The organism is Streptomyces sp. R818, from assembly GCF_056172735.1.
Window position 1 is genome coordinate 87,951 of record NZ_JAOCNE010000007.1, and the last position, 13,966, is coordinate 101,916.

Annotated in this window: 8 protein-coding genes and 1 pseudogene; 3 read left to right on the top strand and 6 right to left on the bottom strand. The window is 74.3% G+C overall.

Annotation, left to right across the window (positions count from 1 at the left end):
* Positions 1 to 9: 9 nt before the first annotated feature.
* From N5I75_RS21915 to N5I75_RS21925, 3 genes are all read right to left on the bottom strand, one after another.
* The gene (locus tag N5I75_RS21915; protein ID WP_476679696.1) at positions 10 to 1,755 is read right to left on the bottom strand and encodes a pyruvate dehydrogenase; all 1,746 of its coding nucleotides are present in this window, start codon (positions 1,753 to 1,755) and stop codon (positions 10 to 12) included.
* 124 nt (positions 1,756 to 1,879) lie between these two features.
* Entirely contained in the window at positions 1,880 to 3,739 is a 1,860-nt protein-coding gene (locus N5I75_RS21920) for a protein phosphatase 2C domain-containing protein (protein WP_476679698.1), read from the bottom strand.
* Positions 3,740 to 3,870: 131 nt separating this feature from the next.
* The gene (locus N5I75_RS21925; RefSeq protein ID WP_476679700.1) at positions 3,871 to 7,662 is read right to left on the bottom strand and encodes a S8 family peptidase; all 3,792 of its coding nucleotides are present in this window, start codon (positions 7,660 to 7,662) and stop codon (positions 3,871 to 3,873) included.
* A 266-nt stretch (positions 7,663 to 7,928) separates the two neighbouring features.
* On the opposite strand from N5I75_RS21925, the gene N5I75_RS21930 reads away from it, so the two are divergent.
* The 3 genes from N5I75_RS21930 to N5I75_RS21940 all read left to right on the top strand — a co-directional run bounded on the left by N5I75_RS21930 (position 7,929) and on the right by N5I75_RS21940 (position 10,232).
* Positions 7,929 to 8,909 carry a helix-turn-helix transcriptional regulator gene (locus N5I75_RS21930; RefSeq protein ID WP_476679702.1) on the top strand — a complete coding sequence of 327 codons (981 nt, stop codon included), beginning with the start codon at positions 7,929 to 7,931 and terminating at the stop codon, positions 8,907 to 8,909.
* Positions 8,910 to 8,969: 60 nt separating this feature from the next.
* The gene (locus N5I75_RS21935; protein ID WP_476679704.1) at positions 8,970 to 9,452 is read left to right on the top strand and encodes a DUF456 domain-containing protein; all 483 of its coding nucleotides are present in this window, start codon (positions 8,970 to 8,972) and stop codon (positions 9,450 to 9,452) included.
* A 66-nt stretch (positions 9,453 to 9,518) separates the two neighbouring features.
* Positions 9,519 to 10,232 (top strand): 4'-phosphopantetheinyl transferase family protein, encoded by a 714-nt coding sequence (locus tag N5I75_RS21940; protein ID WP_476679706.1) that lies wholly within the window; start codon positions 9,519 to 9,521, stop codon positions 10,230 to 10,232.
* On the opposite strand, the pseudogene N5I75_RS21945 reads toward N5I75_RS21940, so the two are convergent.
* The 3 genes and pseudogenes from N5I75_RS21945 to rsgA all read right to left on the bottom strand — a co-directional run.
* Positions 10,205 to 10,693, bottom strand: a pseudogene (locus N5I75_RS21945) (methylated-DNA--[protein]-cysteine S-methyltransferase); the annotation flags it as partial. The gene N5I75_RS21940 and the pseudogene N5I75_RS21945 sit on opposite strands and share 28 nt — an antisense overlap.
* Entirely contained in the window at positions 10,690 to 12,141 is a 1,452-nt protein-coding gene (locus N5I75_RS21950) for a DNA-3-methyladenine glycosylase 2 family protein (protein WP_476679707.1), read from the bottom strand. The pseudogene N5I75_RS21945 and the gene N5I75_RS21950, both read right to left, overlap by 4 nt.
* A gap of 596 nt (positions 12,142 to 12,737) precedes the next feature.
* Positions 12,738 to 13,838, bottom strand: a complete 1,101-nt coding sequence (rsgA, locus tag N5I75_RS21955; RefSeq protein WP_476679709.1) for a ribosome small subunit-dependent GTPase A — start codon at positions 13,836 to 13,838, stop codon at positions 12,738 to 12,740.
* Between the last annotated feature and the right edge of the window lie 128 nt (positions 13,839 to 13,966).

Genomic DNA, 13,966 nt, shown 5'->3' on the forward strand with positions numbered 1-13,966 from the left:
CGGGAGGGGCTACGGGCGCGGGACGTTGCGGAGGTTCGAGCGGGCCATCTGGACCATGCGGCCGACCCCGCCGTCGAGGACGATCTTGGAGGCGGAGAGCGCGAAGCCCGACACCATGTCGGCGCTGATCTTCGGCGGGATGGAGAGGGCGTTCGGGTCGGTGACGATGTCGACGAGCGCCGGGCCCTTGTGCCGGAAGGCGTCCTTGAGGGCGCCTTCGAGCTGCTTGGGCTTCTCGACGCGGACGCCGTAGGCACCGGCCGCGCGGGCCACGGCGGCGAAGTCGGGGTTGGTGTTCGTGGTCCCGTACGAGGGGAGGCCGCCGACCAGCATCTCCAGCTCGACCATGCCGAGGGAGGAGTTGTTGAACAGGACGATCTTCACCGGCAGGTCGTACTGGACGAGGGTGAGGAAGTCGCCCATCAGCATCGAGAAACCGCCGTCGCCCGACATGGAGATGACCTGGCGGCGGCGGTCGGTGAACTGGGCGCCGATGGCCATCGGCAGCGCGTTGGCCATCGAGCCGTGGGAGAAGGAGCCGATGACGCGGCGGCGCCCGTTGGGCGAGATGTAGCGGGCGGCCCAGACGTTGCACATGCCCGTGTCGACGGTGAAGACGGCGTCGTCGTCGGCGATCTCGTCGAGCACCGAGGCGACGTACTCGGGGTGGATCGGGACGTGCTTGTCGACCTTGCGCGTGTACGCCTTCACGACGCCTTCCAGGGCGTCGGCGTGCTTCTTGAGCATCTTGTCGAGGAAGCGGCGGCTCTTCTTCGCCTTCACGCGCGGGGTGAGGCAGCGGAGCGTCTCGCGGACGTCGCCCCAGACCGCGAGGTCCAGCTTCGAGCGGCGGCCGAGGTGCTCCGGGCGGACGTCGACCTGGACGATCTTGACGTCCTTCTGCGGCAGGAACGCGTTGTACGGGAAGTCGGTGCCGAGCAGGATCAGCAGATCGCACTCGTGGGTGGCCTCGTAGGCGGCGCCGTAGCCGAGCAGCCCGCTCATGCCGACGTCGTACGGGTTGTCGTACTGGATCCACTCCTTGCCGCGCAGGGCGTGGCCGACCGGTGACTTGAGCTTCTCGGCGAACTCCATGACCTCGGCGTGGGCGCCCGCGGTGCCGCTGCCGCAGAACAGGGTGACCTTGTCGGCCGCGTCGATCATCTTCACGAGCTGGTCGATCTCCGCGTCGCCGGGACGGATGCTCGGCCGGGACGTGACCAGGGCGGTCTCGGTGGACTGGTCCGGGGCCTCCTCGCCCGCGATGTCACCGGGCAGCGTGACGACGCTGACGCCGGACTGGCCGACCGCGTTCTGGATGGCCGTGTGCAGGACGCGCGGCATCTGCTTCGGGCTGGAGATCATCTCGCAGTAGTGCGAACACTCCTGGAAGAGCCGGTCGGGGTGGGTCTCCTGGAAGTAGCCGAGGCCGATCTCGCTGGAGGGGATGTGGGAGGCGAGGGCGAGGACCGGGGCCATGGAGCGGTGGGCGTCGTAGAGGCCGTTGATCAGGTGCAGGTTGCCGGGGCCGCAGGAGCCCGCGCAGGCGGTCATCTTGCCGGTGATCTGCGCCTCGGCGCCCGCCGCGAAGGCGGCCGTCTCCTCGTGGCGTACGTGGACCCAGTCGATGGCGCTGTTGCGGCGCACGGCGTCGACGACCGGGTTCAGGCTGTCACCGACGACGCCGTACATGCGCTGGACGCCCGCGCGGACGAGGATGTCGACGAACTGCTCGGCGACGTTCTGCTTGGCCATGGCTACGCGCCCCTTAAGAACCGATGGAACCGATGGAGTGGCTGGTGCGGTTGGTGATGTTGTTCCTGTTGTTGCTGTTGCCCATCGGTTCCATGAATTCACAGGGGAGGCGGTTGCGCCTGCGCTATCCCTCCCAGACGGCGGCGGCCGTGCGGTCGTCGGCGTAGCCCTTGACGCGGACCTGGGTGTCCGCGAGGAACGGGGCGAGGCCCGGGGGTTCGTGCCCGGCCCACCGGTGCGCCAGATGGCGGCCGAGGTCCGGCTCGCCGCGCAGGGGATCGGCGAGGCCCGCCGTGCAGAGCAGGAGGGTGTCACCCGGTCGGGCTACGGAGGCGCGGAAGCGGAAGGGGTCGCGGGGCGGTTCGGGGGCGGGCTCGTAGGGGCTGGGCGGGGTGGTGATGCCCAGGTCCATGGTGAGCCGGTCGCCCTCCGGGGTCTCGGCGGGCGGCTGCGAGCCGTACCCGACGACCGGGGCGCCGGCGCTCTGCTCCGTGACGTCCGGCTCCAGGTCCTGCCACGCGCCGTCGCGCAGCCGGAACAGGCCGCCGCTGCCGACGCCGAAGAAGACGCGGGTGCGGCAGGCCGGGTCGGCGGGCACGAGGAGGCAGCGCAGCTCGGCCGCGTACTCCTCCGGGTCGAGGCCCTGCTCCGCGGCGCCCGCCCGCAGCTTGCCGAGGCTGCGGTCGGTCAGCCGGTGCAGCCCCGACTTCAGGTCCCCGCGCCGGCCCGCCCTGATGTCCTCGGCGAGCCGCGCATGGCTGAGCCCGACGGCCCGGCCGATCCACTCGCAGGCGTCGGCGGCGGCGCGGTGCGCTCCCGGGGTGGCGCGGGCGCCGGTCGCCATGGCGACGAGCACGAGCGCGCCCGCCCCGCTGCCGAACCGGGCCGTCAGCAGACTGTCCCGGCGCGGCTCGCCCCGGTACCGGGCGGAATCCCCGCGCACGGATGCGCTGCGCAGCACCCAACTCCCGTACCGCGCCCCGTCGAGCACGGTGTCGGCCACGAGGTCGTCCAGCTCCTCGGGGTCGGCGAGGGGCAGCGCGCTGGGCTCGGCGTCGTAGGTGGGCGGGCCGTCGCCCACGTGGTCGACGGTGAGCGAGCGGGGCGGCTCCGCCGGGGGCGGGGCGTACGGGGGTGGCGCCGGGTCGAGCTGCGCGGGGACGCGGGGCGCCGGGCTCACCGCCTCGGAGGGCGCGGACCGGGGCTCCTGGGAGCCGGGCGACGGCGGGCCGGGCGGCTCGGCCGGGTAGGCGCGGGGCCTGAACGCGGGCGGCGGGGGCGCGGAGGGCCCGGGCTCCTCCGATGCCGCTGGGCGTCCAGGGCTCTCCAGCCCGGAGGCGCCGGGACCGGACGGTGCGCCCGGCCCGGGTCCCGCCGGGCGGGGCCCGGGGCCCGTCGGAGCCGCGGCGGGCGGTACGCCCGGCCCGTCGGCAGGTGCCGGGAGGAACGGACCCGGGGCGGTCGCCCCGCTCGGACGCGGGGCCGGGCTCTCACCCGGAGGTGCCGGGAGGAACGGACCCGGGGCGGTCGCCCCGCTCGGACGCGCGGCCGGGGCCTCGCCCGGAGGTGCCGGGTGGGACGGGGCCGGGGCGGTCGCCCCGCTCGGACGCGGGGCCGGGCCCTCACCCGGAGGTGCCGGGAGGAACGGACCCGGGGCGGTCGCCCCGCTCGGGCGCGCGGCCAGGCCCTCACCCGGTGGCGGCCCGTCCGATGTCCGGGGCGGCCCGTCCGGTGCCCGGAGCGGCCCGTCCGATGTCCGGGGCGGCCCGTCCGGCGCCCAGGGCGGTGCGTCCGGTGTCCGGGGTGGTGGCACCGCGTCCGGTGGAGACGTCAGCGCTCCTGTCGTGGCGAAGTGGTCGTCCAGGGAAGCCGGCGTCGGGGTCGGGCCCGTGTCGTCGGCGGCGGCTTCGTCCTCGTACAGCTGACTCCACCAGTCGTCCTCCTGGGCCGGGCGACGGGTGGGCCTCTCCCCCTGCTGGCTCATGCCCTCATCTTCCACCGCACCGCCCGTACGAAAACGGGGCATGGGGAAATGACCCAGGGAAAAGGTCCGCCGGGCGGCCCCACCCCCCACGGGAAGGACGCCCGGCGGACCGGTTCAGGTGAGCAGTCGAACTAGCGCACGTCGTACGCCCGAACGACTGTCTGGGAGACCGAGGTGCCCCGGGAGTCGGACAGCCGGACCCGGAGGGTGACCTGCCGGCCGGAGGCGTCCGCGTGGTCCAGCGTCGCCGCCCAGGCGTCACCGTCGCGCACCGTCCTCGCCTCCGTCCAGGTCTCCCCCGCGTCGTAGGAGTACGACAGCGCCGCACGCGTCAGCGCGCCGGGGGTGTACCCCGCGTGCCCCGTCGCCGTGATGCCAATCTTCTGGCCGTCCGTCGCGGCGACCGTTTTGCGCCCGTCCTCCGCCGGGGTCAGCCGCGGGAAGAGCAGCGGAATGCCCTGCGAGTACGCGTCCTTGTCCTCGTGGGAGCGGAAGGACCAGGTCGTCGACGTCTGCGGGGAGCGGTTCCAGACCTTCGAGCCGAGCTTCGTGGTCTGCAGGGTGAGTTCGTACGCCGCGTCGTCCGCCGGCACCTCGAAGACGCCGTACGGCACACCCGTGCTGCCGAGGCTCACCCCCTCCCGCTTCAGTTCGAGGTTGCCGACATCGCCGAAGCCCCCTTGCACGCCGAGGTGTTCGCCGTCGCCCCAGAAGCCGGGCGCGGCCCCGATGAGGTTGCCCTGGCGCTCGGCCGCGAGGTCCTGCGCGCCGGTCGCGTCGAGCGGGGCGGTGGGGGCGAGGACGCCGCCGTACCAGTGCTCGTCGCGGTGCTGCCCCTTCTTGTACGTCCGGACGGGGTCGATCATGTACTCGCCCCACGGGAAGCTGCTGGACACCTGGTGGCCGAAGCCGGTGCCGTCGCCCGCCGAGTAGTACTCGGTGCGACGCGAGGGCGCCTTGACGGTCTCGATGTCCCCGAAGGAAGCGGTGAGCCCGGAGGGGCGGGTGGCGGCGGGGAAGTCCACGTAGTCGGTGGCCGTGCCCATCGCGCGGTACGTCGCCTCGTTCGCGGCCAGGTCCTTGTCGCGGACCCGGTACGCGCGCTCGGAGCGGATCCGCCCCGTCTCCGGGAAGGCGAGGGTGTACATGTACGGGCTCGCCGCCGTCGCCTTCCAGCGCAGCCGCACCCCGGTGTCGCCGCTCGCCGCGACCCTGGCCGCGAGGGCCTTGCCCTCCGCCGTCTCCAGGCCGATCACCGGCAGCGGGCCGCCGACGAACCCGGCGGACGGGTACCAGCGCCCGGCCGCCGCACGGTGGATGACGACCGCCTTGGCCCCGGCCTGCACCGCGGCGGTCGCGATGGCGCTCACGCTGCCGCCCTCCGGCAGCTCGACGAGGGCGAGTTTGCCCCCGACCCCGGCCGCGGCCAGTTCCTCGGCCGTGCCGGACCCGGCGTCGACGACGGGCGCGCTGCCGGTGCCGTCGAGGTTGACGGAGCCGGTGGAGCCGGTCAGCGGGTGCAGCGCGGGGCCGCCCGCGACGCCGAACTCGGTGAACTGCGGCGCCGCCGCCCGCCAGAAGCTGTCGAACTCGAAGGTGCCGTCATCGGCCCGGCCGTCCACGTCGGCGTAGTAGGCGCGGATCGTGCGGCTGCCGGCGGCGGTGCCCGCGTGCAGCCACGTCCCGCCCCAGTCGCGGGCGAACCCGAGCGTGACGCCGCGCGTCTCCGTCGCCCTGTCCGTCGTGACGCTCAGCCGGTGCGCCTTGCGGGCGTCGAGCACGACCGTGGTGTCCTCGCGCAGGTCGAGCTGGGGACGGGCCATGTAGGTGAGGGAGTCGAGGAGCGTGCCCGTCGTCTCGGGCGTGGTGAGGAAGGAGGAGAGGAAGTACGCGCCGGGGCGGAGGCGGTACGTCTGGTCGGCGGCGCCCTCGTTGGGGCGGCGCTCGCCGGTCGCGGTGTCCGTGCCGATGACGTCCAGCGTGGAGGCGCCGGTCGCCGGGGCGCCGTGCCGGTCGATCAGCTTGACCCGCAGCGTCACCGTCTCCGGCTCCACGTAGAGCGAGAACGGCGTCGAGACGTGCACCCCGCCGGGCCCGGTGGCGAGGACGCGCCCGGTGACGTCGCCGTACTGGGCCGCCTTGAGGGAGGCGGCCGGGTCGAGCCGCAGCGGGACCCCGGCCGTGGAGCCCGCCGGGACCGTGACCGTACGGGCGTCGAGCCTGGCGACCGCGGAGCGGACGGCGGAGCCGTCGTTGCCGGTGACGCCGTCCACGGAGAGCCGTAGCCGCACGGCCTCGGAGGTGGTGTTGGTGTACGGGACCGTGACGGTCGTGCGGTCGCTCTTGTCCTGGGGCCAGGTGAAGGTGCCGCCCTGGACGGCGCCCGCGCCGAGCACGGCCGCGTCGATCGCGGCCTTCGCGTCGAGGCGTCCGCCGCCGGTCTCGCGGACGTCGCCGGGGATGTCGGTGTCGGCGGAGGAGACGAGCGCGCTCTTGATCCGCTGGGCGTCCCAGTCGGGGTGGCGCTGCCTGACGAGGGCGGCGGCGCCCGCGACGTGCGGCGCCGCCATCGACGTACCGCTCATCGACCGGTAGGCGTACGGGCCCCGTCCACCGGCCGCCGCGGCCGAGATGGCGACCCCCGGGGCGGCTATCTCGGGCTTGAGCGTGTGCGTGCCCTGCACCGGGCTGCGGCTGGAGAAGCCCGCGGTGGAGTCGTCGCGGTCGACGGCGCCGACGGTGAGCACCTCGGGGACGCAGCCGGGCGCGGAGACCGTGGTGAGGGACGGGCCCGAGTTGCCCGCGGCGATCACGAAGAGGGTGTCCTTCGCCGAGCGGGCGAGTTCCCGCGTCGCCTGGGACATCGGGTCGGAGCAGGTGAGTTCGGCGGGGTCGCCGAGGCTCATGGAGACGACGTCGGCGCCCTCGTCGACGGCCCACTGCATCCCGGCGATGATCCAGGACGTGGCACCGGAGCCGCCGTCGTCGAGGACCTTGCCGTTGAGGAGCGTCGTGCCGGGGGCGACGCCGCGCATCTTGCCGCCGCTCGCCGCGCCCGTGCCGCCGACCGTGGACGTGGTGTGCGTGCCGTGGCCCTGGTGGTCGTCGGCGTCGGCGGAGTCGGTGAAGTTCCTCGACTCGGCGACGCGGCCCTTCAGATCGGGGTGGTCGGTGTCGACACCGGTGTCCAGGACGGCGACCTTCGTGCCCTTGCCGTCGTAACCCGCCGCCCACGCCCGGTCGGCGTGGATCTGCCTGGTCGACCGGTCGAGCAGCGACGTGGCCCTGGCGTCGAGCCACACCTTCTCGAGGTCCCCGGCCGCGCGCGAGCGGCGCGTGGTGATGTCGGCCCAGAAGTCGGCGGCCTTCTTCTTGTCCGCCTTGAGGGCGACGCCGTCGATCGGATCGAGGACGAGGCCGCGGGCGGCGCCGCGCGGGGCGGCGGGCACGGAGCGGGCGACGTCGACGGATGAGTCGTACGTGGCGATGAGCGGCAGGGTCGCGCTGTGGGCGTCGTCGTAGCCCTGGCGGATCAGCCCGGTGACGTTGAAGAGCCGCTCGTCGACGCGGCCCGCGGCGACGGCCCGCAGCGCGCCGTCCGGGTAGACGTGCAGGTCCTTGCCGGACTGGCGGGTCTGGAGCACCGCAGCTTCCCTGCCCTCCGCCGTCGCTGTCGGCAGCGCGGTGGCGGTGGAGCGGCCCTCGGCGTCGGTGGTGACCAGGACGCGGTCGCCGGTCACGAGGGTCACCGTGGCGGTGGTGGCCTTGGTGGACCCGGCGGCCGACGCGGCGGCGCTTCCGGTCAGCGGTCGGCCGGAGCCGGCCGGGGCGCTCCCCTCCCGTGCCCCGGCCGGAGCTGTCGCGGTGACGGCCAGCACGGCGGCCACGGCCGCCCCCAGGGCCGTACGCGCTGTCGGACGCATCGCTCTCCCCATGCTCGTGCCGGTGCTCCTGCCATGGCGTCGGCCCCGAAGAGCGCGTCGGCCAAGAAAAGCGCAGGTGAATACCGCCCAAAGGGCATATTCCCGGCGGGTGTTGGTGCTGCGGTGGCGCCACCTTGGCAGAGTGATGGCGGGTACAGGGAAAATGACCGAGGCGGGTTTGTGCCGTGGCTGGTTCCCGCCACGCTCCCCGCCGCGGGGGGTGGGGCGCGGACTCGCCGTGATCCGAGTGGGAAGGGCATCGCCGCATGCTGGGTGCGATAGGTCTGGACGAGGTGCACGAGTCGGCGTACCGCGCCCTGGTGTCGGTGGGCGCGGCCGATGTGTCGGACCTCGCCCGGCGCCTGACGCTCGCGGAGTACGACGCGGAGGTCACCCTGCGCCTCCTCGAACGGCACGGCCTCGCGGCCCAGTCCTCGGCGCGCCCCGGCCGCTGGGTGGCCGCCCCGCCGGGCGTCGCCCTCGGCGCGCTGCTCACCCAGCGCCGGCACGAGCTGGAGAAGGCGGAGCTGGCGGCGGCGCTGCTCGCCGAGGAGTACCGGGCGCAGGCCGCCGAACCGGCCGTCCACGACCTGGTCGAGGTGGTGACGGGCGCGGCGGCCGTCTCGCAGCGGTTCCTGCAGATCCAGCTCGGCGCGGTGTCGCAGGTGTGCGCCCTGGTCACCGGCAACCCCGTCGCCGTGACCGGCATGGAGAACGAGGCGGAACCGCAGGCCGTCAGCCGCGGCGTCGCGTACCGCGTCGTCATCGAGCGCGAGGTGCTCTCGCTGCCGTCCGGGCTGACCGAGCTGTCGGCGGCGATCGGCCGCGACGAACAGGTCCGCGTCATGGACCGGGTGCCGACGAAGCTGGTGATCGCCGACGGCACACTCGCCCTCGTACCGCTGACCTCCCGGGCGTCGGAACCGGCCGCGCTCGTCGTGCACGCCAGCGGGCTGCTCGAATCCCTGACCGGCCTCTTCGAGGCGGTGTGGCGGCAGGCGCTGCCGCTGCGGCTCGGCGCGGGCGGCCGGGTCGAGGAGGCGGCGGAGGACGGCCCCGACGGCACCGACCTGGAGATCCTCTCCCTGCTCCTCGCGGGGCTCACGGACGTGAGCGTGGCCAAGCAGCTCGATCTCGGGCTGCGGACGGTGCAGCGCCGGGTGAAGCGGTTGATGGAGCTGGCCGGGGTGACGACGCGGTTGCAGTTGGGGTGGCATGCGTACGAGAGGGGCTGGGTGTCGCGGTGACGACCGGTGTCCGTCCACCCCTGAACTGCGCGTTCACCGCATCTGCGGGACCCTTGGCCCATGGGAGCGTGGGAACTCCTGCTGGTCGGGGCCGTGCTGGCGCTCGGTCTGTGCGGGGTGCTGGTGCCGGGGGTGCCCGGCTCGTGGCTGGTGTGGGCCGCCGTCGCCGTCTGGGCGCTGCGTGACCCGAACGCCCTGGCCTGGGGCGTCCTCGTCGGCGCCAGTATCGCGCTGCTCGCCTCCCAGGTGCTGCGCTGGCAGTTGCCGCCGCGCAGGCTGCGGCAGGCGGGGGCGACACGGGGGCTCGCGGTCTGGGCAGGGGTCTGCGCGCTGGTCGGCTTCTGCGTGGTGCCGGTGATCGGCGCGGTCCCGGGCTTCATCGGCGGCATCTACGTCTCCGAACGGCGCCGGCTCGGCAGCCACGGGGACGCCGTCGCCTCCACCCGTACGGCGATGCGCGCGGGCGGCTCCAGCGTCCTGGCCGAACTGTTCACGTGCCTGCTGATCGTGGGAGCGTGGGCGGGGGCTCTGATCTGGGGCTGAGCCCTGTCCCGGGCGGCGGCGCGGGTTACCCTCGATCGACGCTGAGCGGGGGACGTGACGTAACTGATGAACCTGGACAACCCGGACCATGTGAGGGCGCTGCCGGACGCCGGGGACGCCGGTCTGTGGCTGGTGCGGACGGACGCGGGGGCCGGTGACGGGGCGGGAATCCTCGACGCGGCGGAGCTGCGGCGCGCCGCCGCGTTCGCCTTCGACCGGCACCGGCTGCGGTACGTGAACGCGCACCTGGCGCTGCGCGGCATCCTCGCCGGGCACCTGGGCCGCTCCCCCGCCGCCCTGCGCTTCGTCCGCGAACCCTGCCCCGGCTGCGGCGAGCCGCACGGCCGCCCCGCGCTCGCGGACGCGCCCGGCGTGCACTTCTCCCTCTCCCACAGCGGCGACCTGGCGCTGGTGGCGGTCGCCGCGACGCCGGTCGGCGCCGATGTGGAGGAGCTGACGTCCGCGGCGACCGCCGAGGAGCTGACGGCGGTCCTGCACCCCCGCGAGCGGGCGGAGCTGGCGGCGCTCTCCGACCCGGCGGAACGCGGCCTGGCCGTGTCCCGCGCCTGGGTCCGCAAGGAGGCGTACCTCAAGGGCATCGGCACGGGCCTGTCCCGCTCCACCGACCTCGACTACGTGGGGACGCTGCCGGACGCGCCGGGCACTCCGGACGGCTGGTCGGTATGGGACGTGCCGGTGCCGGAGGGGTACGCGGCGGCGGTCGCCCGCAAGGTGCCGTCCGGGGTGCCCGGCAACGTGCCCTCCAGCGTGAGCAGCTGAATCTTGCGATCCAGGCCGCCCGCGTACCCGGTGAGCGCGCCGCTGGCACCGATCACCCGGTGACAGGGGCGCACGATGAGCAGCGGGTTGGCGCCGATCGCGCCGCCGACGGCCCGTACCGCGACGCCCGAGGCACCGATGCGGGCGGCGACCGCGCCGTAGGAGGTGGTGGCGCCGTACGGCACGTCGTCCAGCACGTCCCAGACCCGCCGCCGGAACTCCGTGCCCCCGGGCCGCAGCGGGACGTCGAACTCCTTGAGGTCACCGGCGAAGTAGGCGGTCAGCTGGCGCGTGACGTCGGCGAACGGGGCCGGGTCGTGCGCGTGGGTGGCCTGGAGGCCCAAGACGGTCCGTCCGCCCTTCTGACCGGGCACGGACAGGGAGGTGAGGGCGCCGTCACCGTCGGCGGTGAGCAGGAGGTCGCCGAGGGGGCTGGTGAGGGTGGTGTAGTACCTGTTCACAAGTGTCCTTCTGCGCTCTCAGCGCTCTCTGCGGTCTCTGCGGTCTCTGTCGTATGTGCTGCGGTATCTGTCGTGTGTGTCGTACGTGCGGTGAGGTGCTGTCGGGCGTACGAGCGCCAGGGGCGCCATGCGTCGTCGGCGGCGACGGCGTCGCCGGGCACGGCCACGTCCGGGTCGCCGAGTGCGCGCAGCCGGATCAGTGCGGCGGTACGGGCGTCCATGCCCGGCAGGGACCGCAGCGCCGCCTCGGCGTCGTCGCGGTCGGCGCCCGGGTCGAGGACGAGGGTGCCGTCGGCGAGCGCGCGGGCGAGGGCGCCGAGCGTGCCGGGTTCCCCGGCGAGGGCGTCCGGCGCGGGGAAGAGGCGGTGCAGGGCGCCGCAGGGGGCGTCGAGCCGCTTCCCGTACCGTTCGACGAGCCGCGCGGACGCGTCCCGCCCCACGAGGATCCGCACCGCGAGCTCCTCGGGGTCGGCGGCGCCGGGCGAACGCAGGCCCGGGCGGGCCGCGACCAGCGGGGCGAGCCGGGGGTCGGCGCCGAGCCGCTCGTCGATCGCGTACGGGTCGGAGTCCAGGTCGAACAGGCGCCGCAGCCGGCCCACGGCCGTGGTCAGGTCGCGCAGGTCCGTGAGGTGGATGCGGGCGTCCAGCCAGCCGCCGGGCTGCGCGTGAAGGGGCTCGTCGACGGAGACGATGCCGGTGCCGTACGGGAGCCGCAGGGTGCGCCGGAACATGCGGTGTCCGGGTTCGCCGGTCAACTCCTCGACGCCGTCGAGCAGTTCGCTCCGGAGCTGATCGAAAACGGGTCCGGCCCGGTACGGGCCCCGGTGGGCGAGGCGGAGCGGGACACCGGCGGTGGCGGCGACGGCGCGGCGGGCCTCGGCGCGGCCGGGCGCGTCGCCGCGCAGCTGTGTCGGGGTACGGGCGTAGACCTCGCGGATCGTGTCGTTGAACTGCCGGACGCTGGCGAACCCGGCCGCGAAGGCGATTTCCGTGACGGGGAGGGTGGTCGTCTGGAGCAGCACCCGTGCGGTGTGGGCGCGCTGGGCGCGGGCCAGCGCGACCGGGCCCGCGCCCACCTCCGCGGTGAGCTGGCGCTGCACCTGGCGTGCGCTGTAGCCGAGCCGCGTCGCGAGGCCGCCGACGCCCTCGCGGTCCACGACGCCGTCGCCGATGAGCCGCATCGCGCGGCCCACGACGTCGGCGCGTACGTTCCACTCGGCTGATCCGGGTACGGCGTCGGGCCTGCATCTGCGGCAGGCCCGGAAGCCTCCGCTCTGCGCGGCGGCGGCTGTGGCGTAGTACCGGACGTTCTGCCTCTTCGGGGTCACTGCGGGGCAGCTCGGGCGGCAGTAGATGCCCGTGGTCTCGACGGCGAAGAAGAACTCCCCGTCGAACCGGGCGTCCCGGCTGCGGACTGCTTGGTAGCGGGTGTCTTCGTCGGTCGGCACGGTTCCAGTGTGGGGGGTCGCCTCGCGGCGGGCTGGCGGAAATCGGACATGGCGTTGCGCGAGGACTGCGGGTCGGTGGGGGCCGGTCCCTGGCACACGCCGTCCTGCGACCGCGGGCCGGTGGGGGTTGGTCGCGCAGTTCCCCGCGCCCCTCGCCACAGCGTCTGCCTGGCGCGAGCCGTCTCGCGACCGCGGGCCGGTGGGGCTTCTCGCGCAGTTCCCCGCGCCCCTCGCGGCAGCGTCTGCCTGGCGCGTGCCGTCCTGCGACCGCGGGCCAGTGGGGCTTCTCGCGCAGTTCCCCGCGCCCCTGAAGGCTGCGGCTTCGCCGCGCCTTCCCCGAAGGCGCGCGTCCCCCGACGGCGCGCGTCCCCCGAAGGCGCGCGTCCCCCGAGGGCGCGCCCCGTGAGGGCGCGCCCCCAACAGACACGCCCCACCGGACGCGCCCCACCAGACTCGCCCCCACCGGACGCGCCCCTGAGATGGCGCACGCAGTGCGCGTCTCAGGGGCGCGGGGAACTGCGCGACCAGCCACGACGCACCCGCGCCAGGCGACGCGTCAGGACATGGCAGACGCGGACGGGGCGCGCGTGCAACCCCTACATCCGACGCCCCCGCTTCGCCTCGAGCGCCGCCCGCCCCTCCGCCCCACGCCGCTTCCACACCTGCCGGATCTCGCTCCGCAACCTCGCATCCGTCCGCGCGGCAAGCCGCTCGTTCTCCCGCAACAGCTTGCGGTAACTGTCGAGCCGCCGCTGATGAAGCACCCCGTCAGCCAGCGCAGCGAGCACCGCGCAGCCGGGTTCGACCGTGTGCGCGCAGTCCTGGAACCGGCAGTCCTCCGCCAGCGCCTGGATCTCGGCGAAGGCCTGCCCGACGCCGGTCTCCGCGTCGTAGAGCCCGACGCCGCGCAGCCCGGGCGTGTCGATGAGGACGCCCCCGCCGGGCAGGGCGAACAGGTTGCGGGTGGTCGTGGTGTGCCGGCCCTTGCCGTCGATGTCACGGACGGCCCGGACGTCCATGAGATCCGCGCCGAGCAGCGCGTTGGCCAGGCTGGACTTCCCGGCGCCGGACTGCCCGAGCAGCACGGACGTGCCCCCGGCGATGACGGCCCGCAGGACATCGGTGCCGTCGCCGTCGTGCGCGCTGACGGCGAGGACCTGGACGCCGGGCGCGCTGGTCTCGGCGTCGCGGACGAGGTACGACAGCGTGACCGGGTCGGGGACGAGGTCCGCCTTGGTCAGTACGACGAGCGGCTGCGCCCCGGACTCCCAGGCGAGCGCGAGGAACCGTTCGATGCGGCCGAGGTCGAGCTCCGCGGCGAGGGACACCGCGATGACCGCGTGGTCGACGTTGGCGGCGAGGATCTGCCCCTCGGACCGCTTGGAGGAGGTGGACCGCACGAAGGCGGTGCGGCGCGGCAGATACGCCTGGACGTACCGGGGGTCGCGGTCGTCCGGGTCGACGGCGGCCCAGTCACCGGTGCAGATGACCTTCATGGGGTCGCGGGGGACGACGTACTCGGTGTCGGCGTGCACGGTGCCGTCGGGAGTGACGAGATCGCACCGCCCGCGGTCGACACGCAGCACCCGCCCGGGCACGAGCCCCCGCTCGGCGTACGGGGCGAACTCGGCGGCCCAGTGACTGTCCCAGCCGTAGGGGGCGAGAGCGGAATGGTCGGAAGCAGAGCTGAGAGACAAGGGGAAACCCTTCGAGGGCGGCCCCGGCAGCGTGAGAAGAGGACTCAGCCGGTGGCCATGGAGGTGGACGTGATGAACTCCGGGATGCGGGCAGCGCCCATCGCAATGACAGTCATCGATCTACACCT